The sequence below is a fragment of the Parapedobacter flavus genome, assembly GCF_035818675.1.
Taxonomy (GTDB): Bacteria; Bacteroidota; Bacteroidia; order Sphingobacteriales; family Sphingobacteriaceae; genus Parapedobacter; species Parapedobacter flavus.
Map to the genome: position 1 here is coordinate 1 of NZ_JAYKZZ010000018.1, position 24,328 is coordinate 24,328.

A 24,328-nucleotide genomic window follows, 5' to 3' on the forward strand; every position below is an offset into this window, starting at 1 on the left:
GTAAGGAATTACCGTGATGTAATAGGCGGTGTTTTCAGCAAAGCCGTCCGGCAGGCTGAACGCCGTACCACCGACCTCCTGCCCATCAACCACGTCCGTACCGCCCGGTTCCGTACCGATAGTGATCCGGTAACCTGTAGCATCATCAACGGCTTCCCAAGTAATCTCCGCATCCAGCGGCACATCCGTGGCACCGTCCACCGGACCGGTAATCGTGGTACAAACAGGCGGCACTACCAGCGTCTCCGTCGTGAAGCTGATCTCCGCGCAGTCCGTTGCCTCACCTGCGGAATTATACGGCACCACCGTAACGTAGTACGTGGCGTTTTCCAAAAAACCATCCGGCAATACGAATGCCGTATTGCTGACATCCTCCCCATCAACCACGTCCGTACCGCCCACCGAGGTGCCAATGGAAATCCGGTAACCCGTAGCATCATTAACGGCTTCCCAGGTAATCTCCGCATCCAGCGGCACATCCGTGGCACCGTCCACCGGACCGGTAATCGTGGTGCACCCGGGAGGCACCGGTAACGTCTCCGTGGTGAAACTGACCCCGGTACAGTCTGAAGCTTCACCTGCGGAGTTATAAGGAACCACCGTAACGTAGTAGGCAGTGTTTTCAGCAAAGCCGTCAGGCAATCCGAATACCGTACCGCTGACCTCCTGTCCGTCCACCACGTCCGTGCCGCCAGCCGAAGTGCCAATGAAAATCCGGTAACCCGTAGCATCATCAACAGCCTCCCACGTAATTTCCGCATCGAGTGGCACATCCATGGCGCCGTCCATCGGACCGGTAATCGTCGCGCAAACTGGCGGCACCGGTAAGGTCTCCGTCGTGAAGCTGATCCCGGCACAGTCCGATGCCTCACCTGCGGAATTATACGGCACCACCGTAACGTAATAGGCGATGTTTTCAGCAAAGCCGTCCGGCAATACGAATGCCGTGCCGCTGACCTCCTGCCCATCGATCACGTCCGTACCGCCAGCTTCCGTACCGATGGTGACCCGGTAACCCGTAGCATCATCAACAGCTTCCCACCTAATCTCCGCATCAAGCGGCACATCCACGGCACCGTCAACAGGCGTATTAACTGTTGTACATTCCGGAATGTCAGGCGGCTCCGCCTCGTAAGCCCCCATATCAATATTCGCACCTTGCACCCGCGGATTCCCCTCCAAATCTGTGGATGCTCCCGCATTGGTAGCCGATACGCCGTTGAACAACATCGCGCGGCCCGCGTCAATAGCCGGGCTTGCTGGCAGAAAACGGAAATCGGCATTAAGCGGGTCGACAAACACCGGGTCGGCAGCTACCAGGTTCCCGCCCACCGTATACAGGGGATGCGGATCGACCTGCAATATATTCCTTCTCAATTCAACGTCAACCGAAGTGTACGAGTCGATCAAGGGAGAAATATCAGGAGACGTACCTTCCGGAGAAGTGTTACCATAAAAAATACTATTGTATATATAGGTGAAGCAATCATCATCTCCCGAAAATGACCGAAAAACGATAGCTTGATGTTGGTTATTAACGAAGGTCGTATTTGTAACCTTCAGGCCGGCCGTGTTATAGATGGCACCGGCCTGATCCCCAGCAGTGTTTGCGTCAAACAGACTATTGATAATAGTGGCCTCCGCCGATGAGCCTACGCAAATAGCCCCACCGTCCTCGTTGGCATGGTTATTTGAAAAAACCACATTACGGATAACCGCAGTTGACGATGTGTGAATCCTTATCGCTCCCCCTGTCTTTTCGGCCTGATTACCTTCAAAAACACAATCGCTCAATGCCATGCTATCCCATGAATAAATCGCTCCGCCATCGTTGTGCGATGCGTTATTGCGGAAAACCGTATGGCTGATCACCATATCAGAAGCCCAACTGAAGATCGCCCCGCCCCCGTTGGCATCCCCCGGATAGGTTTGTGTTCGGTTGTTTTCAAACAGGCAATGATCGATCAGAAGGCCGTTACCATTGCGGTAATAGATTGCTCCCGACCCACGCCCACCCGCTCCGATATTCTCGCGGAACGTGCAATGCTGTATCGTAGTGCCCGATGCACTAATGTAGATTGCCCCTCCGCCGTCGTTGTCACCTTCAACGAAACCATTACGGTAGGTAAGGCCATCTAGCATAATGTCATTTGCACCGATTCGCAAAATACGCCGTTCACCAAGGCCATCCCATATCGTTTCATTACTTTCAACGTTCCGTTGGTCGAGGTTTGTTTCGGTACCATCAAACCCCCCGTACACATGGATGCCCGAATGGCTATAGGAAAATTCGACCGTTTGGTCGATCTCGTAAATCCCCGCCTTCAACCAAAGCTGATCGTTCGATGACGCATTGGTTACCGCATCTGCCAAGCTGCTGGACTGGGCCCATGTTGAGCCGTCACCTACCCCATCTGGTGAGACATAACGGGTGGTCTGCGCCTGTAGCACGGAGGGCGGGCACCCAAGTAACAGCAGGCCCCTAAACATCAAACCACTAAACCAAATGAAACGTTGCATCTTCCCGGTATCGCTGCTCGTAACAGCGACCCGGCAAAGTTACCGGGACAACCATGCGCAATCCAGTTTTACACCCATACACAGTGTCTACGAAACACGTGTGCAGTATCTACAAATCATCTACAAATGGCTTAAAAAGAATTCCAAGTCCACCGATTTATCCAATCCGAACTTCTGCTTCAGCCGGTATTTGGACATCCGCACGCTTTGGGGTTCGATATGCAGCACTTGGGCAATTTGCTTGGTATTCATCTGCAGGTAGATGTATGCACAGTATCGCAGATCGAGAGGGGTGAGTTTCTGGGTGGCTTTTTTATGCAGTCGATTGAAGAAATCGGGATGCAGCTGTTGCATCTGCAGTTTGATATCGTCAAAGTCCGCGCGCATCAGCATTTCTTCCTTCAGCAATTTCTGTACGTTTCCCGCATCGCCCTCCCGGATTTTATGTTGAATTTGCTTCAACGTATCGTTCTTATGTTCGATGATCAGCGTGTTGGCCAGCGCTTCCTTTTCCAATTGCTGACGCTTCAGGTCGAGTAGTTCCTGCTCGGCTTTCAACCGGGCATGTTCCTCTTTTTCCAGCTGAATCCGTATAGCCGACCGTTGTTCTGCCTCTTCCTTTTCGCGCTGAAGTTTCCTTTCCCGTTCCCTGGAATACCGCAGCCGGAAACGATAGGACGAAAACATGAAAACAAGTGCGAAAATCGAGGCGATGGCAATACCGCCATACAAGTAGTTCTGGCGTTTCCGAAGTTCGGCACGTTCTTTCAGCAACGTTAGTTCCCGGTCCTTCTTTTCCGTTTCGTATTGTATTTCCAGCTTCTGGGCATTCAGCGCCTGCTGGTGATCAAACATCTTTTTCAAAAGCCCTTCGGCGCTTTCTTGATAAGAGATGGCCGATTGCAGATCGTCCTTCGTTCGCGCAATATCCGCCAGCTCCTTGTTCACCATGTATTCGAGATCAAAATTATCCACACCGGCCCCCGTTAGCCGGGTAAGTCCCTCCAACAGGTACTGTTCGGCCAGCGCAATGTTTCCCATTGCTTTGGCAAAACCGCTGCGGATGCCGAATACATTGACCCATTTCTCGGCAGAAGCCGTTCCACGCCGGAGTTTATCTTCGGCCAGGTCGAGGTATCGAAACGCCTTTTGCATCCGCTCGGACGTCGTTTCGGCAGAAAACTCCAAGTAATAGTTGGCAAGGTTAATACAGGTAATAACGAAGGTATTACCGTTCACCTTCCCAGGATATTCATCATCGAGGGCAAATGCGCGGTTCAGATAGGTGTATACGCTGTCGAGCATTCCCGCCGTTTGGGTCTTTCGGTACCGGGCCACGTACATGCTCGAAATGCCGTTAATAGCATTGGCCTGCAGGTTTGGATCAGCGGCCTGCACGGCGTACTCGTGGCATGTCCGGATGTATTTTTCCATGCGTTGTCCATCGTCCCACTTGCTGTATACGCTGTATAGTAGGTAATTGAAGTGATACTTAGTGGTCAGCTCATCCTCATTCCCTTCAAGAAGTGCCAAGCCTTCCAGCGCGTCTTTCACCGCTTCATCCGGGCTATTCAGCCTGTTGTTCAGGTAAGCTTTCGCACGATAGGCTGCCGCTTTGGATGCACTCCTGCCAGACTTCTCCGCATTTTCCAAGCTTAAATCCAGCAGTCGTTTTCCGACCAATAGGCTATCCATCGAGGCATACAATCCGCTCTGGTTTGCATATAGATAGGCGAGATCCGCGGGAAGGTCGGTCGCCGCGATGGCGTTTTCAAGCAGATGCAACGCCTCCGGTAGCTTATTTTTCAACAGTAGTTTGTCCATTTTGCTAATAGTGGCCTGGGTTTCGCTTAGCACGGGCTGGGCCTGTATGGATAAGCCATCTAAAAGGAAAAAAAGTAACGGGATAATGAGATTTGTTTTCATCGCTGCTGTAAATGCTCCGTCCGGCAAAATAAAAAAAATCTGGCTAAAGCCATTCATATCCCCTCGACCACTGCCATAAACCGGGTATTGACGACCTGTGGTCAAGTGTGATCGAAATACTCAAAAAAGTAATCAGATAGCGTATCATGGAAGCCCCACCCTATATCGCTCGTATCTGTCAACACCTTACGTAATCTTTTCTCAAATTTTGGCAGCAAGCCTTCCTTTTTAAGCAGTTTCAAGGTTTGATGATAAACGCTTTCCAAGCTATTGTAAAACGTCTCATTAATATCACCGAATTGATTGGTAAACTCAACCCCGGTTTCCACATAGACCAGCATCAAACCTGCGAGCTGTTGCGGTGACGGCTCCAATTTCCTGAAATCGGAAATGGCCTGCTTACCTTTTCGCAAATCATAATCCCATCCCCTTAATGGGAAAAAGGCCCCGATGACCTGCTCTTTGTACTTTTCAAACAATCCCTTCTCATCCGGACTGGCGAAATGGTCGAGGTACTCCTGCACGTTCTTGTGCTTCTTATACAGATCGCCGATCAGCGCAATGAGCTTGGCCTTATCAAGCCGGTTCAATTCTTTCTTTACGGTGGTAAAAGACATTGGCAAACATTCTTAGATTTCAAAGCTGTAACTGCACTTTTCGGAAACACACGGATCCATAAGCCTCATGGATGGTGCATCTTAGTGCATAATAATTGCGTCCAATTGCTCCAGCAAGTCCACGTCCACTTCCCACTTGGCTAACGCGTTTTCATATGCTTCTTGTGTTTTCGTGAGCCTCAGCGTATGTGGTGACCCTTTGCGGATCGTCTCGGTCTTGATGTCAATGCGCACGTTGGCCAAGGCGGTTTCCACCAACGAGCGCTCGGATTGGTTGGCCCGATAATCGAAGAGCTGTTCCGTGGGCGATTGGAGGAAGCCCACCAACAATGCCCATACACGTCCGTATCGATCGGCTGTCGGGACGTCACGTGACCAATCCGCCGGGGGTTGTGGTTTGTCGGCCACCCGCGCGGCCAAGTCTCGGTGTCCGACCTTGGCCAAACGGTCTACCAGTGGATTCCCCGGATCGGTTTCCACGATGAGTGGCATCAACACGTTGTTGACATAACCACGGGTGAGCGGAGTGACCAAGGCTTCGACCAATCGTCCCATCCAATCCTCGTCGCTTGCTTTCGGGCGGACTAGCCCGCTCAGGTGCCTAAGCAGGCCCAGCACGGTAGCATGATTTTCTTTCAGCGTGAGCTGTGCCTGACTCAAGTATTCGGGCAACCGAGCCAATTGCTCGTCAATGAACCGGCTATGGGTATCACCCGATGACCTCAACCTATCCAAAAGCGCCAGTAGCTGCGCTAAATCGGCGATGCGGCCGCTTTCCAGCACGGCGACGCATACGTCGGAGAATGGATAGGCCGGATAGGCCTCAATCAACCGCATTAAGCTCCCAACCCCGACGGCAGCAAAATGATCCACAAGATGGCGGCCGCCTGTAGCATGTAGGAAGTCGACATCACCAAGCAGCATCAGGGAATCGACCAGCGGGCTGTAGTCGGGGCGCTTGTAACTGGCGCTGCCCAAACCTTCCGCCAAAAGCTTCCTTATCCCGGCAATCTCAGCATCCGTCAATGTATCCCACCGCTGGTTCCAATAGGCGAGCCACTCCAGCTGGTTGACTGCACCTTCCTGCACCAGCAACTCGATATGGTGTTTTTTTGGCCACAGGAATACGGCACCGTAATGGTACCAATACACCATCTCCATCCCTGCATTGCCGGTATAGCCTTCGGCATCCTTCTCGATTGGCTCGCCTTCGTTCAGCTGGAATGCAGCAATCAGGTCGTCGTACTCGAATTGCAAGCCGCGCAACGGCGGTATCCCACCCTCCATCCACCCGCCGGGCTGTACATATTCGTTATAGACCTCGCCCATGGTGCCATACTCCTCCAGCTCTTCGTCCGAATAATGATCATCGCCGTAATAACTCCGGCGTCGGCCGCGCCGTGCCGGAGGGGTATCGATTTCGAGTTCACCAGCCTGATACGAGGTGACCAACCCCAGTTTGGCATAAAACGCAGCAGTTTCCGCCGCGGCCAACAGCGCCTCAGCCCTAGGCCGGTCGGCCAGCTTGAGTGTATCCATCGTGAAGTTGGACGGCGTGTATTGATGGCCTAAAAGCACGATCTTCGGGATGTCGGTATCCTCCGTCGCACTCTCCAATACCTTAGCGATCTGGTGGACGATTGCCGCATTGCTTTCGGGTTGCTGGACGGCGGCACTTTTGCCGTGCACCAAATTGTACACCAGGCATACGCGGTAACCGGAGGTGATGGGTAGGATTTCGTGGGTGCAATCGGCGTAGAACGCGGCATACGGTATCCGGTAAGCGGCCACCGAATCCGAAAAATCAATCGGCACCACCTTGCCACCTAAACTCACCTGGAGCTCGCCGCCGGTGTGCTCACTGGGCAAGCCTACGATCAGTGTACCAAACATACCCGGTTCCTTTTCCGAGTCTTTATGCGCCACGAAGAAATCGCCCGTTTCATAAACCAGCAGCTTGTACAGGTGGGAGTGTACATCGTGTCCTTCCAGCCCCAGGTCTGACTTCACCTGGGATAGGATACGCACCAGTTGCTTATCCCATGTCTCGCCGACGAAGGTTAACGCTTCGGCGTCGATTTCCCACGCGCTACGCACATTCGCGTCAACTAACGTCTGACTCCCCTTACCAAATGGAGCTTTGTGTGCCAAGGCAATGAGATCAGCACAGACCCTTTCGTGGATGGGGAAACCTATTTCGCCATACCCCCGAAGATGCAGACCGGGAAAGGTGAAGGGCTCTGAGCCGCTGCTCACGAATGAACCGCTTCCCTTGATTTCGTCTAACGCAGCTAATAATCCCTGTTCAAAATCACCCATGGAGCTCTATTCAGTTGCTAATTATCGTCCTTGATTCAAAGTGCCAAAAGTAAGGATATACTCCGCAATATATGCGGATATAAAACCACTTATTCTCCGCATCGAATTGTGAACGCAGTGCGTTCGCAATCGGGAATACATTTCCTCCAATTGAGGTTCCTGTCCGTCTTTTCCCACTATCCAAAAAAACAGCTGTATGCGTCATTTTTAATTTCGGTCAACAATTTATACAGATCAATACTTTCCGGTTGTGGCTCGTAGGCTTCCCACTTACCTGATCCCCGCATCCAATACAATTTCCATATTTTGGAAGATTTAACAAAACGGAGCTTAGCAAACGGTAACTCTAAAATATTCGTTGGATCATCCCATTGATGCCTAATTTCAAACAATAAAGCACTTTGTCCATCCCAGGAATAACCAAAATCCAACTGCTTGCGAATTTCTTCATCTGTTGGCCGTAACGATTCAATAAAGCTTCTTAATTGAACTTCAATCATTGAAATGGGTGGTTTCTGCATGTTCGCAACGTTTTAATCCTTATTAATCTCTTCCGCCATCCGCCTTCCCAACGCCGTCAATACATAACGCTGCTTGCTGCTTTTGGGCTTATCGGGTATGGTCATTTCCAGCAATCCTTTATCAACCGCTGGTTGTAAATAATTGTATAAAAAAGTAGGACGGTGCTTTATGCCGACCAATGCCATCAATTCTGCGCTTGTACGTCCGGTTTGGTCTGCCACTGCCAATAAATTCAACACTTGTTCGGTGACTTGTTCGGTGACTTGTTCGGTGACTTGTTCGGTGACTTGTTCGGTGACTTGTTCGGTGACTTGCGGGGTGATCACTTCTGAAGCCGGAAACGTCATCCGTATAAAATTGTCCATAAAGCGGAAGCATTCCCTGCCGTAGCTTTCCAAAATCCGCGGCACGCCTGAACCAAGCTGTTCCACCAATTCCAAATCGCGGTACACCCGCATTAATTCCCTGTTCCTTGGAATGGATACGCCATCAAAGAAATCTTCCTCACTCAATCCCTCTGGCAATATACCTGCAGAAGTGATCTCGATGCGGTCGGCAAAAATCTCAAACTTGGGTGGCACCTCACGGGTAAAGTCGTTATGTACAATCGAGTTAATAATGGCTTCGCGGATGGCCACCGGATTCCAAAGCCTGCGGTCTATCCGCTCTTTGGACGTGATTTGCGTTGCTGTCCGGTTTTCCAGCTCGATTTTATCCAATATGCTTTTCGTCGATTTTACGAGCGAGCAATAGCCGTACTCGTTATTTTCGATAAGGTCTACTCGGTTCGTGCCGCTATACTTTGCCACCTTCATCGATACACCGTTTTCATCAGCCAACAGGTATGCTGCATAATTGAGCGTACCCTCCTCAGTAAGTAACTCCAGGCTTTTCCTAAATTGACTATTAAGCGGCTTGCGCTTTTCCTCGTAATAAATACGAAGCTGCTCAAAGGTCAAATCCTGACGGTGAGATCGGATTTTGCCAATGGAATTACGGGTGCGGGTGGCAAACAATCTATCAATCATCCCCTGCAGCATCGGCTCAGCTGCCGTTCCTATGCGGATGAAACAGCCTTTTTCCGTCATCCCGTATTTCTTTTTGAAGTACGGTTTTTCGCTGCCACTGGCCACAGTGATTTTAATGATTTCCTTGCCCTCCCGTTCCTCTACCACCACGTCAAATAAGCCCATGGCCGATGGGGATATATTGTTTTTGATTCGGTCTTTGATTTTGAGTGCATCACCGTCCGCATCAGATACGCCCACGACTTTACCGGTTTTGTCGATGCCGATATAGATAACACCCCCTTCGTGGTAATTCAAAAACGCAATCACCTCCTTTTCAATATCCACATCGGTATGGAGTTCGCGTTTGTATTCTATGCGGTTGGTTTCGGGCATGGTACCATCTATTTACACTATTGATCACTTTGCTTTTTTCAACTTATTGATATTGGGACGAAAAACAGATTCAAATTTCGACAACCGCAATATCAGGTAAACATTCATCGCTTCCCAATCATTTTCGTTATACAAGCTTACACCTTGTAATTCAGCTTTAATACGGCTCATCTTGCCGTCCGGCAATTCCTCCCATACCAACTCCTCACCAAATGCATTCTCGATTTCACTTTTATTCTTATACAATTGGTAAAAATATCGCTTGTTAGCCTCCTTACTTGACGTTGAAATGGCCAACTCAATTCTTGCATAAGATTTGGTCACCACCAAAGTAAAGCCTAAACCACTTATCCCGGCTCCCGCAGTCAGCCAGTGGTCTTTAGTTGGATTCACATTGGCAAACAGGCGAGTATCTTTGATTTGCGGCAAGAGTTGCTTCCAAAATTCTTTTCTTATTCTGTGTCGAGAGGCTTCGCTCGCTGAGATACTTGAGTCGGCAGCATATTGGATCAGCAATTCGTCTTCCATTCCAAACAACGTTAGCAATTTCTTTAACACGGAAAACTTTGTGTCGCTATCAATATTCGATTCTACGTACCATCCGTTTGCAATCTCCTGCGGAGATCGAAAATCAGAGAGCTCACGAGTAACTTTGAACACATCCTGATGTTCCACCAACAGTTGCGGGTTTCGCTCATACAGCTGCTTGATCACATAGAAATACATTTGGGCAACGGTCTCTTCCTCAACCTTCGTATCTTCGAATATAAAATATTCCAATTTCTTATACCTTGGGCTTTCCGCATCAAAGATGGTCTGCTCTTCAAACGATGCTTCTGTGATTTGCACTTCGACATCCGGATGTGGCCAAATGTTTAAAAATCGCAGATAAATCTGCTCAAACCGATTTTCAAAACTGGATACACCCCAACTGTCTATCGAATTCAGGTAGGTATTCAACCACAATCGGCTGTACCGATAACCCTGCTCCTTACCATCGATATTCATGTCCTTTTTATCGAGGAACGACTTATTGCCTAATGAACCATTATTCCCTGACAATGTCAGATTCGCTATGGTATTGAGATATTTCTCCGAGAATAAAAAAAAGTCCTCTTCAGCAAGGGCAGATTTCCAACTTTTTCCGGGGGTTTGCGGAAAAATATGCTCCACAGTAATTCGTTCGTTTGAAGTATCTACCCATTCCCTGTTGTTGTGGTTCTCCAGCAATTCGAAGAGGTAACTCCGATTTTTCGCTTTGATGTTATATAGATCCTTGTCTTTCAACGCCGCCTTCACTTCTTCATCGGTCGGGAATTTACCGCTGCCCTTTTTCCTTAACAATGCTTTTGCGACCGACTCATAGTATTCGTCAGCATCCACTTCCGAATATAGGGTCATGAATATCTTATTGAGCGCATTGGTAGGATACCCTGCTACAAACCTACGCCATGCATAGCTTTGAATCAATTGTAACACGTTGATTAGCTCCAATCTGGAAAGCACGCCATTTTCGGCATCCTCAAACACCTGGAGTAGGAACGGATAGGCGACATTGATTTCCAGTCTGTTGATATATTCCAGTTCTTTACGGACATCCGTTTCAGCTACCGTTGACGGATTGATGAATTTTTTATAATGTACCGAAAAAGACTTGATGAGTTCCAGTTCCTGGCCAAAAGATTCACTATTTTTATCAAAGTGCAAAAGCTTAAACTCTTCGTATACCTTACTCTTGTTCGGTATCTTCTTATTACGCAAGGTTAAGTAATCCCGGATGAAATCGGAAACCAATGAAGTTTGCTTTTGTACATCCCGGATATTCTCCTCAATGGGATTCCAGATTGTTTCAAACACCTCACGCTGCCGTTTAGGCGCTAAATCCATCAAAATGTAATTCCTAATCAGATCAGATTGCGAAAGCTCCAAGCCGGTGGAATTTAAACTTTCAAAAATACGCTGCGGGTCGTCCTTGCCCCGCTCCAGCGAAATCTCTACAAATATGAGTCGATTCAGGCCGCGTAATATGGTCTCAAAATTATCCGAGTTGATGACCGACCGGAAATAGTTATAGTTTTCGATGACGTTCGAGTAGCCATCATAGTGTCTCTCAGTCCCATTCAGTATGGCCTTAAAAGCTTTTGAGTTTTCGTCCGTCTGTTTGAGCTTCAGTTTACTCTTTTCGTCCTGCACATATTGGTTAATCAAAAACATATTATACAACCGATCAGCCTCGTACGCCTGGTCGTTCTCTTTTGCAAATCTATAGAGCGCAACGTAAAGAATATTAATCGTTGTCAGCCGCTGCTGTCCGTCAATGATGACTAATTCCTGAAGATTATCTGTGGTATAAACGCCCTCATGGATAAACACAATGCTACCGATGAAGTGCGTACCACGATCTTCCTTTTCAACGGCCTTAACATCTTTAAATAGCTGCTTACATTCCGTTTCCGTCCAATCGTAATTCCTTTGATACACAGGTATCACAAATTGGACGTTTGGTTTCTGTAAGAAACTGATGACTTGTAGTTCGTTTGCTTTCATTGCTTATATTGATGATGAAAAAAAAGTAAGAACACACTTTCGTTAAATAGCTCAATTTGGGTGTATTTTTGCGCATAGTATTTGATATATGCAATAAAGCATATACCTTTGTATTGTTCTTTACCCTTGGTAGGGAATCAACAAAGGTCTTAAACGTTGAACCAGCAAATCAACGTTTTTTTATGTCTTAAAATCAGGCCCATCCATTATCTTCTGTAAATTATCATCATCTTTAACGTTTATTCAGTTCATTGCTTAGCATGTTCAGTTGTCTCGCAAGGTAAACATAAATCCACTTTCGTCATCGTTATCTAGCGACAAATTTAGGTTAAAACCAGTCTCTCCCTATGGTTTCCCATCAACCCCCCTATCTTCATCACACCAATTTACCGTATTGAAAAACATCCACCATGCCAAGGAACGTGCATCGGAAACCTACCGCCAGCCCGTTGTGGGGTTCTCGTTCAGGTGGTTGGCCATCGCGCTGGCTACCGCGTGTTTGTTGTTAATGGTACGGGCTTATTATAACAGACGGAAGAGGTGATTTTTGGATGACCCACGCAACAAGTTTGGTTTTCGATGCGTCTTTCATTTCCCGATGCAAAATTTCCCGAAGATAGTTCCCAAAATATCGCGGTCGACATCGATATCTCCGGTGATGCTCGAAATATGCCGTAGCGCATCCCGAACATGATGGGCCAACAAATCGCCCGGAAGCTGCATACCTAGCCCCTGCTCAACCTGGCTGAGTGAGTCGAGGGCGTCATGTAGCGCTTCCAGGTGACGGGTGTTGGTGATAACCTGTTGGTCGTCTACGGCCAAGTCGCGGATTTTCCCGACCAATTCATTTTTCAACCCTTCCACCGTACGACTATCTTTGGCCGATATTGCCACCAGTGAATCGCCGTAATCGCTAAATAGGGCCTCTTTAATCGCTGCATCCATTTCATTGGGTTGATAACCGCCCTCCATATCTATTTTGTTGCGGACGAGGATGACAATGAGCCCGGGGTAATGGAGTTCCCTTACCTGGTGGATTACCTCGTCGGCCGTGCTGGCCATTCCGTCGTAGAGGTAAAGCAATACCTTGGCTTGCCTTACTTTTTCCTTGGCCTTGGTTACGCCGATGGCTTCAATGGCATCGGCTGTTTCACGCAGTCCCGCCGTGTCGATGAAGCGGAACGTGATGCCATCGAGGTTAACCATCTCCTCGATCGTATCGCGCGTGGTACCGGCAATATCGCTCACAATGGCACGCTCCTCATCAATCAACGTGTTCAGCAAAGTCGACTTACCCGCATTGGGCTTCCCGATAATGGCTACCGGCACGCCATGCTTAATGGCATTGCCGTAGGCAAATGAACTGATGAGTTTGGCGATGTGCGACTGGAGTTCAACGATAAGCGTAATGAATTGTTCCCGATCGGCAAACTCTACATCCTCTTCTCCGAAGTCAAGCTCCAATTCCAACAATGCCGCGAAATCGATTAGCTGCCCGCGCATCTGTTGCAGCTTATTGCTGATACCTCCGCGCATTTGGTTCATCGCCACCTGATGGGATGCAGCCGAATGGGATGCAATCAGGTCAGCGACGGCCTCGGCTTCCGAAAGGTCCATCTTGCCATTGAGGAAGGCGCGTAACGTAAACTCGCCCGGCTGGGCGGCACGGGCACCTATCTTGATCAGCAGTTGGATAACCCGTTCGATGATGTACCTTGAGTTGTGTGTGGAGAGTTCAACGCTATTTTCACCCGTGTAGGAGTTCGGGCCAATGAACAGCGATACCAGCACCTCATCCAATACCTCTTCACCATCGCGGATGGTTCCGAAATGAATGGTATGCGAGGGCTGCTGCGACAGGTCTTTGCCCTTGAAAACCCGGTTAACGATGGCTATCGCATCCGCACCCGATACCCGGATAACGGCAATGGCCCCGTTTCCGGTGGCCGTTGCCAGCGCTACAATCGTGTCTTGATTTGCCATGGCGGCAAAGATACGGAATCGCTATCCAATCACCGTGCCGCTTGGCAATACGGCCCGCTTCTTTACCACCACAACGCCGTCTTGCACGGCATGGGTTTCAAAGTCGCCATCTTCCAGATGCGAGCCACCCGTAATGCGGACATTGTTGCCGATGCAGCAGTTCTTATCGAGAATAGCGTTCTCGATATAACAATGCTCTCCCACGCCGGCCAGCGGCACGCCCTGTTCATGGGCTGCATCGATTTCATCCAGCGTCTGGTAAAAATCGCATCCCATCATGTAGGTGGTTTTGATTACCGTTCCTGTACCGATACGCGACCGCACACCGATGACGGATTGTTCAATCCGTTCTGCCGCTACGATGCAACCATCTGCAATCACGACCTTGTCTAACGTGGTTCCGGACACCTTCGACGGCGGTAACATACGCCCGCGTGTAAAAATCGTGTTCTTATCAAAGAGGTTAAACTTGGGGATATCATCCGTAAGACCGATGTTGGCTTCGAAAAATGAATCGATGGTACCGATATCCGTCCAATACCCGCGGTATTCATAGCTATGCACCTTATAGGTACCAATGGAATCTGGAATAAGCTCTTTGCCGAAGTCCATCCCTTGATGCTCGCTAAGCAATTTGGTCATCGCCGCTTTGTTAAACACATAGATGCCCATCGAGGCAAGATACACCCTGCCGGCTTCTTCCATGTCGGCACTGACATCGGATTCCCATCCCGCCAGCTTGTCCGTGCTCGGCTTCTCGATAAAGGAGGTGATATTACCCTCGTCGTCCGATTTCAAAATACCGAACGAGGTGGCGTCTTTGGCATTTACCGGAATGGTAGCCACAGATATTTCTGCGCCCGCCTCGATGTGGTGTTCGATCATTTCCTGGAAGTCAATCTGATACAGCTGATCGCCCGAAAGGATAAGGATATGTTCATAATCGTGATGGGCCAGGTACCGCTGGAGATGCCGAACGGCATCGGCCGTGCCCTGGTACCACCGGTCGCCTTCGTGTGTTTGTTCAGCGGCCAATATATCCACAAAACCTTTGCTAAATACACTGAAGTTATACGTGTTTTTAATGTGGGAGTTGAGAGACGCTGAATTGTACTGCGTAAGTACGAAAATGCGGTTATACCCCGAGTTGAGGCAATTGGAAATCGGGATATCCACCAACCGGTATTTGCCCGCAATCGGTACAGCGGGCTTCGAGCGCTTATGTGTAAGCGGATAAAGGCGGGTGCCCTTGCCTCCGCCCAATACGACAGAAATTACATTGTGTTTGATCATAATCTATTTGGTTATATGCTTGTAAAGTTCCATATATGCAACGGCCGATTTATCCCACGAGAAATCGAGTGCCATCAGTTGTTTCTGCAATTGCTGCAACTGCTTCCGGTTGGCGTACAATGCCAACGCCCTGTCTACAGCTGCTGCGGCATCGGCAGCATTAGCATCGACAAACGTGATGCCATATCCATCCGCCTCATGGATATCCCGCACCGTATCTTTTAATCCACCGGTACTCCGCACTATCGGCACCGTACCGTAGCGCATGGCATAAAGCTGGTTAAGCCCGCAGGGTTCTACCCTTGAGGGCATGATGAGGAAATCGGCCGCAGCGTAGATCCGATGCGACAGCTCCTCCTGATAGCCGATGTACGCCCCCAGCTTGCCGGGATACTGTTCGGCCAAGTGAGCAATAGCTGCCTGCACTTGCGGATTGCCCGACCCCAGCACCATGATGGAGAGCTCGGCACCCTCGCGGCCCAACAGGCGCTCGATGATATCCGGCAGAAGGTCTGCACCTTTCTCACCGGCGAAACGGCCGATATAAGCCACGAGTGGCTTCTCCGGGTCCAATCCATAAGCATCGCACAGGAAGGCCTTGTTTTTACTTTTGCCCGACTGCATCCGGCCCCGCGTGTAATGGTGCGGCAGCGCCGCATCGCTCGCCGGGTCCCAAACGGCGGTATCTATACCATTGACAATACCGATGCCTTTGGCACGTTCCATGGCAAAAAGATGTTCCAAGCCATTGGCCTGCGTCATCAGCTCACCGAGGTAACCTTCGGAAACGGTGGTAAATGCGGTGCAGCATTTAATCAACGCCGCCAATGGGTTAATGGTTTTATCCCAATCCAGCAAGCCCCATTTCCAGGTATCGAACGGGGGCAATAGGATGGCCTTATTCCACTCCATCCAGCCCTGGTACTGGCCATTGTGCACCGTGCCTACCGTGGGCACCTTCTTCAGTGCGGCAAACCGTTCGCAGTAATACATCAAGAATGGGATGAGGCCCGTATGGTGGTCGTGGCAGTGCACCACGTCGGGTACAAGGCCTACTTCCGTGATCCAATGCAGAAACCCGTGTTGAAAGGCCATAAACTGTTCGCTCTCATCAGCGTACCCATAGGGTTCGTCGCGGTCAAGCAAACCGGGCATCTTAATGAGATAGAGCTCGAAACCCAACACGTCGCTTTGCTCTTTGAGTACTGTCATCTCCAACAGCCGCGACCCCTGGTGGAAGGAACCGGTGTACACCACATCAAACGTGTGCTGCTGTACAAACGGCTTGTTGTACCAAGGCAACACCACCCAGGTGCGTAGGCCGGCTTGCCGCAAATACTTGGGCAGGGCGCCCACCACATCTCCCAGGCCACCTACCTTAGCCACCGGATAACATTCTGCACTCAAATGGATAACGTGCTTATCCGCCCGACGTGTTGTTCGTTTCCCCATCGTATCTGTTATTTTCCTTATTTTTTTGCCTGTCTTTTCTTTGACTCAACCTTCGGCTCATCCACCTTTCCGGTATGGATAAACGGCCTCTTTTTGCTTTGCTGCACCTGCTTATGGGCAGGCTGATGCTCCGCATTACGTTTGAGTACAAGCCCGGTCAACGGCGGCAGGGTAAACATGGCCGACCAGTCTTTGTTCATCCAGCGGACGGGCTCGGCCTTCACCGTGGGCTGGTCGACACCACTGCCGTAGTACCGGCGATCATCCGAATTGAGGACAACCGTCCACTCGCCCTCAGTGGGCAGGCCACAGCGGTACGCGTACCGTACCACCGGTGTGAGGTTTAGGATGATGAGCAGATCGTCTTCGGGCCTGATTCCTTTACGCACATAGGCCAACACGGAATTGGACGAATCGCCCGCTTCTATCCATTCGAAACCCTCCGGACTGAAACTGTGTTCATACAGCGCGGGCTCGCCCCGGTACAGGTAATTAAGCGACTTCACCAACTCGAACATGCCCCGGTGGGGTTCGTATTGCATCAGGTGCCAATCGAGCGACTGATTATGGTTCCACTCGGTGGTTTGCCCAAACTCGCATCCCATGAACAGCAGTTTGGTGCCCGGATGGGTGTACATGTAAAGATAGAGCGTGCGGAGGTTGGCAAACTGCTGCCACTCGTCGCCCGGCATCTTCTGCATCATGGAGCCTTTGCCATGCACTACTTCATCGTGCGATAAGGGCAGCATGAAGTTTTCATGAAAGGCATACAGCATACTGAATGTAATTTGGCCATGGTGGTGCTGGCGGTATAGCGGATCGCGGCCGAAATATTCCAGTGTGTCGTGCATCCACCCCATCATCCATTTCATACCGAAGCCGAGACCACTGCTATACACCGGGCGGGTCACGCCCGGCCAGGAGGTGGATTCTTCCGCGATGGTCTGCACATCGGGAAAATAGCCATACACGGCTTCATTAAGCTCTTTCAGGAACCCGATGGCTTGCAGGTTTTCGCGCCCACCGTGTTCGTTGGGTATCCACTCGCCTTCTTTGCGCGAATAGTCGAGATAGAGCATGGAAGCCACTGCATCTACACGCAGTCCGTCAATGTGGTACCTATCCAACCAGAATACCGCATTGCTGATGAGGAACGAACGGACCTCATTGCGCCCGTAGTTGAAGATGTACGAACCCCAGTCGGGGTGGAAGCCCTGGCGCGGGTCCTGGTGCTCATACAGGTGCGTGCCGTCAAACCGGTGCAGTCCGTGCGCGTCGCCAGGGAAATGGGAGGGCACCCAGTCCAACAGCACACCGATACCGTTTCGGTGCAGTTCTTCAATAAGGTACATGAGGTCTTGCGGAGCCCCATAACGCGATGCGGCGGCGAAGTAGCCTGTAATCTGATAGCCCCACGACGGGTAATAGGGATGCTCCATGACGGGCATCAGCTCCACATGGGTAAAGCCCGCCTCTACAACATAGGGCACCAGCTTCGTCGCGATATCGCGGTAGCCAAGCAGCTGGGCAGGGTCGTCCGGACTACGCATCCAAGACCCGAGGTGCAGCTCATAAACGGCAATGGGTTTATTGAGCCCATTGCGTTCATGGCGGGTTTGCATCCAGTCGGCATCGCCCCATTCGTACCACGTGGTAGTGACCACCGAGGCTGTCTTCGGCGGCACTTCGCAATTCAATGCGAAGGGATCGCTTTTTTCCAACGTCTCACCCTGGTACGACCGGATGTGGTATTTGTACAACTCGCCCACGCCCACCGCAGGTATAAACCCTTCCCAAATGCCCGATCCATCCCAACGTACAAGCAACGTATGCGCATGCGGGTTCCACCCGTTGAAATTGCCGACTACCGATACCGATTCGGCATTGGGTGCCCATACGGCAAAATAGGTTCCCTTCGTTCCATTCCGCAGCAGGGCATGGGCGCCAAACTTCTCATATAGCTTGTGATGTTTGCCGGCCTGGAAGAGGTTTACATCAAAATCCGTAAATAACGAATGTACTTCTACCGAATGCTGCATAACGTTTGGGTTAAATGGTTTTAAGCAATAGCTATATTCCTGAAATCCTTCGGCACGTTGACGACATAACGGCCTTCATCATCCTTTTCAAATGCTGTTGTCTTGTCGTCTACCACCACCTGCTTCACCTCAAACGGCATGGCCACCAAATGCAGGTCGTACGTGTCATATTTCTCTGAATACAGTCCGTCGATGTGCTGCGCAATGGTCAAGCCCTTGGACGTACCTTTTACCACGAACTTTTTCTCCAAATAGATATGCTGCTCGTAAGCAAACGTATCGCCGTGGTCTTCATAAAGGTATGAATTTGTTTTCTTATCCGTGTGGTATACTAATAACTTCAATGATTCGATGCGCTTTTCATGCACATATTGCATCACCGGATATTCGGGCAAGACGGTCCCGGCCTTGACGAATATAGGCATCTTGTCGATTGGCGTTTCCACCTCGTGCTCCTTGCCGCCTTCGAAGCGGGCATCTTCCCAATAGTCATACCACGTGCCTTCGGGCAGGTACACTTTTTTGCGCTGCTGCCCGGGGTTCAGCACCGGCGATACCAGCAGCTTGTCGCCGAAGCAAAACTCTTCTTCGCGCTGGATGTTGCTGTCCAGGTGCTGTTCAACCATCGTTACCGGCCGCAGAATGGGAAAACCATATTTGGTGTGTTCCCAAAACACGGAGTAGATATACGCCAGTAGCTTATATCGCAATTCGATGAACTTCCTATTCAGCGCTTCACTTTCGGGACCAAAGCTCCACGGCTCGCGCTCGGAAGTATCACCGGCGGAATGGGCGCGCATAAATGGCGAGAACACGCCGAACTGTATCCATCGGGTGAAGAGCTCAGCATCCGGCTCGCCACTGAAACCACCGATATCTGTTCCGCAGAACGGCAAACCGGACACCGACAGCCGCTGCAACTGCAGTACGCCCAACCGGAGGTGCTCCCACGTAGCAACATTGTCGCCCGTCCACACCGATGCATAGCGCTGCGTGCCGGCATAGGCGGCCCGGGTAATGGTGAATGGCCGCTTTTTTTGGAAAAGCTTCTTCAGGCCATCGTAGGTAGCACGCACCATCTGCATGCCGTATACGTTGTGTGCCTTGCGGTGCGAGCCCCGGTGGCCATCGAAATTGTGGCGTACATCATTGGGGAAGGTACCCCTACCGAACACCGCCGGCTCATTCATATCGTTCCATACGCCAGCAACGCCGGCCTCTACCAGTTCCTCGAACAATCCGCCCCACCATTCGCGCACTTCTTTGTTGGTGAAGTCGGGAAACTGGCAACGGCCGGGCCATACGTAGCCCTCCATGAAATAATCGTCGCCGCGGCGACAGAAGTAGCGGTTTTTCTTGCCTTCTTTGAACACCCAGTAGTTTTCGTCTACTTTGATACCCGGGTCGATGATCACCACCGTGCGGAAGCCATCATCGGCCAGCTCCTTGATCATCTTTTTGGGATCGGGGAAATAGTGTTTGTTCCATGTAAAGCACCGGTAGCCGTCCATGTAGTCGATATCGAGATAAATCGCATCGCAAGGAATTTTACGGTCGCGGAAGTTCTTGGCGAGGTCGCGCACCTTGCTTTCCGGATAGTAGCTCCAACGGCACTGGTGGAACCCGAGGGCCCACAGCGGCGGCAGGTAATGGGTACCGGTGATGCTGTGGTAGCGTTTCACCACGTCCATCATGTGTGGCCCATGGATGTAGTAATACTGCAGCTCGCCACCTTCCGACCAGAAGCTCGTTTGATCTTGTGCTTCGGCAGCGAAGTCGAAATAGGTTTTGAACGTGTTGTCGAAGAAGATACCATACGCATTCCCTTCGTGCAAGCCGATATAAAAAGGAATGCTGCGATATAGCGGATCTTGGTTGAACTGGAACGAATAGGTATCCGAATTCCAGTTGGTAAAGCGCCCTCCACGGAGGTTGAGGTGAGTGGGTTTGTCGCCCAGTCCATAAAACGCTTCATTGGCCATGGCATCCTTGGTGCTATACACATAATATCCACCGAACTCGGGGTTTTCCTCCCAGTGCATGGGCGAATGGTCCTTATTATACACCTTCCCTTCCCGATCCTCGAAGGAAATCAGGAAATCGGCCTTGTTGATTACGCAGGTCACCGTATTGGTTTTTACGCGGTACACGTGCTGGTCTTCGTCGAAGTTGTACACGGTTACATGTTGGTCGGTTTTCGGAACGGCATACGAAAAGTCCTCCAAAAACTGGCCACTCGGGGCAAGCCGCACGCGGATGATCTCGTCGCTCACCACCTTCACCTCCACCGTGGCATTGCCGTCATTGAAATAATAATTGTTATTTTCCTGATGGTACCCCGCTACAGGCCCCAAATAATTCTTCACAATCTCCGGCAGATCCAATACCGGGTTATTCACGTGGTGTACGCCTTCCTCCAATACCGGGGTAGCACCGTTTCCGTCTGTTTCTGGTTGTTTAATAGAATCCTTCGCCATAAATAATCACCTCATATTTTTAGCCAAAGTACATGTTTTGAGAAATTAAAACAATTTATCGGTTTATAAAATGAGGGCGGTGAACCAACCTGCTAGTTATCAATTGTTTGTTTATTTATGCATATCTGTGCGGTGGTTGTCACTGGCCGCAAGATGGTTCTGTTCTTCCCTCCGCTTTCTAGCCATGGTGATTTTTTCTTTTCCGCGCTATGCCGCGGGGTATGGTTCTGTTCTTTGGCTTGCCCCAAAGAACCAAAGCGCAAGGCCTTGCCTCCGAACGAACGCTACTGCATATGGCCAAATGGAGCTACCACAGACTTATCAATGCTTCAACACCATCGTCATACCTATGGCGAGCATGCGTAAGGCTAGATGCGTTGGGGCGAAGCCATCCGGAGGTATTATCCGAACGCAGACGGCCTAGCCTGCGGAGGCAGCAACCGGCAGCCAGGCATGCCCGATAGCGAACCGACGAACGAAGGGAGGGGTTGGTTTGTGGGGGTGGCTTCGGTTTGCTGCGGCGCATGCGGCAACGGGTTGCAACAGAGCAGGCAAGCCGAAGCACCTTGGGCACTTGGGTGCATTCCAAGTGCCATGCCTCCGCGGCACAGAGCGGGAAAGAATAAGCCCCGCGGCATAGAGCGGGAAAAAAGAAAAGACGTCGCCTCGTGGTGAGAAAGCGTAAAACAATAAAAATTTGCACACCCCACATTTACATCCTATATTTGCCCACCAACTTCATGGATTATTAATGGAAAACATGCAGCTTGCTTTCATCCATCCGTTCATACACCACCATCGCCATTGCGGCGATATGTAATTTGTATGTTTCTACGTGAAGCAATTTGAAACCCAATGTTTTTTATCTCCTCGAATTAATAAGTAAAAACGCATGAAACCAGCATGGAATTACCCGTAAACTCCGCTGGCGTTTAAAAAAATATCATCAACGCATGAACAATTTGAAAATAGCGATACAGAAATCCGGCAGGCTCAACGAAAAATCAGTTCAACTCCTGAAAAACTGCGGCTTGACCTTCGAAAACTACAAAAGCTCACTGATCACCACGGTGGCGAATTTCCCATTGGAAATCCTCTTCCTCCGCGATGACGATATCCCCGAGTATGTGCAAGACGGGATTGCCGACCTCGGCATCGTGGGCGAAAATATTATCGTCGAAACCGAGGCCAACGTGCGCTACCTCCAACGCTTGGGATTCGGCAAGTGTACCCTCAAGATTGCCGTTCCAACACACAGCGAATTCAAGGAACTGGCCGACCTCAACGGCAAGGCTATTGCCACTTCCTACCCCACTTCCCTCAAAAAATTCCTCGATGGAAACAATATATCCGCCGATATCCGCACCATTTCCGGATCGGTAGAGATTTCACCGGCATTGGAGCTGAGTGATGCCATATTCGATATCGTTTCTACCGGTGGCACACTGCGCAGCAATGGACTCAAACCTTTTGCCGACGTCATGACATCGGAGGCCGTCCTCATCAGCAAAAACGGCATCGACGGCAACCCTGTGGTGCGCGAGCTGATCCAGCGTATCCAGTCGGTATTACGGGCGGCGGAAACAAAATACGTGGTGCTCAACGTGGAGCGCAGTAGCCTCGACGAGATCATCGCCCTGCTCCCCGGCGTGAAAAGCCCCACCATCGTGCCGTTGGCCGAGGAAAATTGGGTGGCGGTACATACTGTGATCTCCGAACAGGACTTCTGGGACAAAATCAACAAGCTGAAAGCTGCCGGTGCCCAAGGCATCGTGGTGATGCCCGTAGAGAAAGTCATCATGTAATTACGCCATGTTGAAAACATTCCGATACCAATCGCTCCAAGAGCAGGATATCCAACAGCTGCTTGCCCGTAATACGGACCCATCGAACGAGATACAGCAGTCGGTCACCGCCATTATCGACAGCGTACGCACGAACGGTGATGCTGCCCTCCGAAACTACGCGGCTGAGTTCGACGGCGTGCAACTGGAACGCCTGTATCTGGACGCCGACGAGATTGCTGCGCTAGCCACCTCCATCGGGCGCGAGCAGCAGCGGGCGCTGGAAATTGCCTTTGCCAACATTCACCGTTTCCACGAAACGCAGCAACGCAAAGAGCGGACAGTGGAAACCATGCCCGGTGTAAAATGCTGGCGGGAGCCGCGGCCCATCGAGAAGGTGGGGCTCTACATCCCCGGTGGTTCGGCGGTACTGCCCAGTACGCTGCTCATGCTCGGCGTGCCCGCCCGTATTGCGGGTTGCAAAGAGATCGTGGTTTGCTCGCCACCCCAGGCCGACGGCCGCATCAACGGTTATGTGGCGTACTGCCTTCAACTGCTCCAGATCAACCGGGTTTACCTCGTAGGGGGTGCACAAGCCGTGGCTGCCATGGCGTATGGTACGGCCAGCGTACCGCAGGTAGACAAGGTATTCGGACCCGGCAACCAATACGTCACTAAGGCCAAGGGGCTTATACAGGGGCTCACCCAAGTGAGCATCGACATGCCCGCGGGCCCTTCTGAAGTACTGGTCATTGCCGACCATACGGCCAACCCAGCATACGTTGCCGCTGACCTGCTGGCACAAGCCGAACACGGGGCCGATAGCCAGGCCGTGCTGGTATCTACCGATCAGCAACTGATTGACCATGTGCAGGCCGCCCTCGCCGCGCAGCTTGCCGACTTGCCACGCGCCGCGATTGCGGCGAAAGCCATCGCCAACTCGTATGCGATTTGGTGCGACACACTAGATGAAGCCATCACATTCAGCAACCGGTATGCCCCCGAGCACCTGATCATCGAAACCGACGACTGGCAACCGCTATTGCGGAAGGTGGTGAATGCAGGCTCTGTATTCGTGGGGCACAACACACCCGAGAGCGCGGGCGACTACGCCTCCGGCACCAACCACACATTGCCCACAAGCGGCTTTGCCCGTTCTTATTCCGGCGTATCGGTCGACTCCTTTGTCAAAAAAATCACCTTCCAGCACATTACGGCAGAAGGGCTGCAACACCTCGGCCCCACGGTAGAGGTGTTGGCGGAGCTGGAGGGATTGCAAGCGCATAAAAACGCTGTCTCGATCAGGCTACGCTAAGCAACCTGTCGGCAAACATCCACAAAGTTATATTTATAACGTACGGGAATGCGCCTCATCGAACAGCAGTCAACCGATGACTAAATAACTGATATGCAGCAATAAACAAAACAACATACAACTATACGGAA

The 24,328-nt window shown here is 50.8% G+C and carries 16 protein-coding genes; 4 read left to right on the forward strand and 12 right to left on the reverse strand.

The window, feature by feature from the left end:
- The 7 genes from U9S71_RS15320 to U9S71_RS15350 all read right to left on the reverse strand — a co-directional run.
- The coding region (locus U9S71_RS15320) for a right-handed parallel beta-helix repeat-containing protein (RefSeq protein ID WP_326328462.1) at positions 1-2,520 on the reverse strand (2,520 nt) is incomplete at its 3' end.
- 120 nt (positions 2,521-2,640) lie between these two features.
- The gene (locus tag U9S71_RS15325; RefSeq protein ID WP_326328463.1) at positions 2,641-4,446 is read right to left on the reverse strand and encodes a hypothetical protein; all 1,806 of its coding nucleotides are present in this window, start codon (positions 4,444-4,446) and stop codon (positions 2,641-2,643) included.
- Positions 4,447-4,547: 101 nt separating this feature from the next.
- On the reverse strand, positions 4,548-5,063 hold the full coding sequence (locus tag U9S71_RS15330; protein ID WP_326328464.1) for a DUF6155 family protein: 516 nt from the start codon (positions 5,061-5,063) through the stop codon (positions 4,548-4,550).
- Positions 5,064-5,144: 81 nt separating this feature from the next.
- Complete coding sequence (locus U9S71_RS15335) at positions 5,145-7,382, reverse strand: 2OG-Fe(II) oxygenase (protein ID WP_326328465.1); 2,238 nt, start codon at positions 7,380-7,382, stop codon at positions 5,145-5,147.
- A gap of 176 nt (positions 7,383-7,558) precedes the next feature.
- Entirely contained in the window at positions 7,559-7,903 is a 345-nt protein-coding gene (locus tag U9S71_RS15340) for a DUF3024 domain-containing protein (protein ID WP_326328466.1), read from the reverse strand.
- A 12-nt stretch (positions 7,904-7,915) separates the two neighbouring features.
- Positions 7,916-9,307, reverse strand: coding sequence for an RNA/DNA-binding domain-containing protein (locus tag U9S71_RS15345; protein ID WP_326328467.1), 1,392 nt, complete (start codon positions 9,305-9,307; stop codon positions 7,916-7,918).
- 24 nt (positions 9,308-9,331) lie between these two features.
- Entirely contained in the window at positions 9,332-11,854 is a 2,523-nt protein-coding gene (locus U9S71_RS15350) for a DUF4268 domain-containing protein (RefSeq protein WP_326328468.1), read from the reverse strand.
- Between the two features lie 394 nt (positions 11,855-12,248).
- On the opposite strand from U9S71_RS15350, the gene U9S71_RS15355 reads away from it, so the two are divergent.
- Entirely contained in the window at positions 12,249-12,398 is a 150-nt protein-coding gene (locus tag U9S71_RS15355; protein WP_326328469.1) for a hypothetical protein, read from the forward strand.
- 44 nt (positions 12,399-12,442) lie between these two features.
- Here U9S71_RS15355 and mnmE read toward each other — a convergent pair whose 3' ends face one another.
- Genes mnmE through U9S71_RS15380 form a run of 5 tightly spaced genes read right to left on the reverse strand, consistent with a single transcriptional unit; the run spans position 12,443 to position 21,098 of the window.
- Positions 12,443-13,837 carry a tRNA uridine-5-carboxymethylaminomethyl(34) synthesis GTPase MnmE gene (gene mnmE, locus U9S71_RS15360; protein WP_326328470.1) on the reverse strand — a complete coding sequence of 465 codons (1,395 nt, stop codon included), beginning with the start codon at positions 13,835-13,837 and terminating at the stop codon, positions 12,443-12,445.
- Between the two features lie 21 nt (positions 13,838-13,858).
- Positions 13,859-15,127, reverse strand: a complete 1,269-nt coding sequence (locus tag U9S71_RS15365) for a glucose-1-phosphate adenylyltransferase (protein ID WP_326328628.1) — start codon at positions 15,125-15,127, stop codon at positions 13,859-13,861.
- A gap of 6 nt (positions 15,128-15,133) precedes the next feature.
- Positions 15,134-16,582 carry a glycogen synthase gene (locus U9S71_RS15370; RefSeq protein WP_326328471.1) on the reverse strand — a complete coding sequence of 483 codons (1,449 nt, stop codon included), beginning with the start codon at positions 16,580-16,582 and terminating at the stop codon, positions 15,134-15,136.
- A 17-nt stretch (positions 16,583-16,599) separates the two neighbouring features.
- Complete coding sequence (gene glgB / locus U9S71_RS15375) at positions 16,600-18,621, reverse strand: 1,4-alpha-glucan branching protein GlgB (RefSeq protein ID WP_326328472.1); 2,022 nt, start codon at positions 18,619-18,621, stop codon at positions 16,600-16,602.
- 20 nt (positions 18,622-18,641) lie between these two features.
- Positions 18,642-21,098 (reverse strand): glycoside hydrolase family 31 protein, encoded by a 2,457-nt coding sequence (locus tag U9S71_RS15380; RefSeq protein WP_326328473.1) that lies wholly within the window; start codon positions 21,096-21,098, stop codon positions 18,642-18,644.
- 372 nt (positions 21,099-21,470) lie between these two features.
- Between U9S71_RS15380 and U9S71_RS15385 the strand changes: the two genes are divergently transcribed.
- The 3 genes from U9S71_RS15385 to hisD all read left to right on the forward strand — a co-directional run bounded on the left by U9S71_RS15385 (position 21,471) and on the right by hisD (position 24,197).
- Entirely contained in the window at positions 21,471-21,773 is a 303-nt protein-coding gene (locus U9S71_RS15385; protein ID WP_326328474.1) for a hypothetical protein, read from the forward strand.
- Positions 21,774-22,051: 278 nt separating this feature from the next.
- Positions 22,052-22,903, forward strand: a complete 852-nt coding sequence (hisG, locus tag U9S71_RS15390; protein ID WP_326328475.1) for an ATP phosphoribosyltransferase — start codon at positions 22,052-22,054, stop codon at positions 22,901-22,903.
- A 7-nt stretch (positions 22,904-22,910) separates the two neighbouring features.
- A complete protein-coding gene (hisD, locus tag U9S71_RS15395) occupies positions 22,911-24,197 on the forward strand; it encodes a histidinol dehydrogenase (protein WP_326328476.1) in 1,287 nt (428 codons plus the stop codon).
- Positions 24,198-24,328: the final 131 nt, after the last annotated feature.

Excerpts from the sequence above, each read along its gene's own strand:
- mnmE (WP_326328470.1), bottom strand. The coding sequence starts at position 13,837 with ATGGCAAATCAAGACACGATTGTAGCGCTGGCAACGGCCACCGGAAAC.
- glgB (WP_326328472.1), bottom strand. The coding sequence starts at position 18,621 with ATGCAGCATTCGGTAGAAGTACATTCGTTATTTACGGATTTTGATGTA.
- U9S71_RS15370 (WP_326328471.1), bottom strand. The coding sequence starts at position 16,582 with ATGGGGAAACGAACAACACGTCGGGCGGATAAGCACGTTATCCATTTG.
- U9S71_RS15335 (WP_326328465.1), bottom strand. The coding sequence starts at position 7,382 with ATGGGTGATTTTGAACAGGGATTATTAGCTGCGTTAGACGAAATCAAG.
- U9S71_RS15385 (WP_326328474.1), top strand. The coding sequence starts at position 21,471 with ATGCGTTGGGGCGAAGCCATCCGGAGGTATTATCCGAACGCAGACGGC.
- hisG (WP_326328475.1), top strand. The coding sequence starts at position 22,052 with ATGAACAATTTGAAAATAGCGATACAGAAATCCGGCAGGCTCAACGAA.
- U9S71_RS15330 (WP_326328464.1), bottom strand. The coding sequence starts at position 5,063 with ATGTCTTTTACCACCGTAAAGAAAGAATTGAACCGGCTTGATAAGGCC.
- U9S71_RS15340 (WP_326328466.1), bottom strand. The coding sequence starts at position 7,903 with ATGCAGAAACCACCCATTTCAATGATTGAAGTTCAATTAAGAAGCTTT.
- U9S71_RS15345 (WP_326328467.1), bottom strand. The coding sequence starts at position 9,307 with ATGCCCGAAACCAACCGCATAGAATACAAACGCGAACTCCATACCGAT.
- U9S71_RS15380 (WP_326328473.1), bottom strand. The coding sequence starts at position 21,098 with ATGGCGAAGGATTCTATTAAACAACCAGAAACAGACGGAAACGGTGCT.
- U9S71_RS15350 (WP_326328468.1), bottom strand. The coding sequence starts at position 11,854 with ATGAAAGCAAACGAACTACAAGTCATCAGTTTCTTACAGAAACCAAAC.
- hisD (WP_326328476.1), top strand. The coding sequence starts at position 22,911 with ATGTTGAAAACATTCCGATACCAATCGCTCCAAGAGCAGGATATCCAA.
- U9S71_RS15325 (WP_326328463.1), bottom strand. The coding sequence starts at position 4,446 with ATGAAAACAAATCTCATTATCCCGTTACTTTTTTTCCTTTTAGATGGC.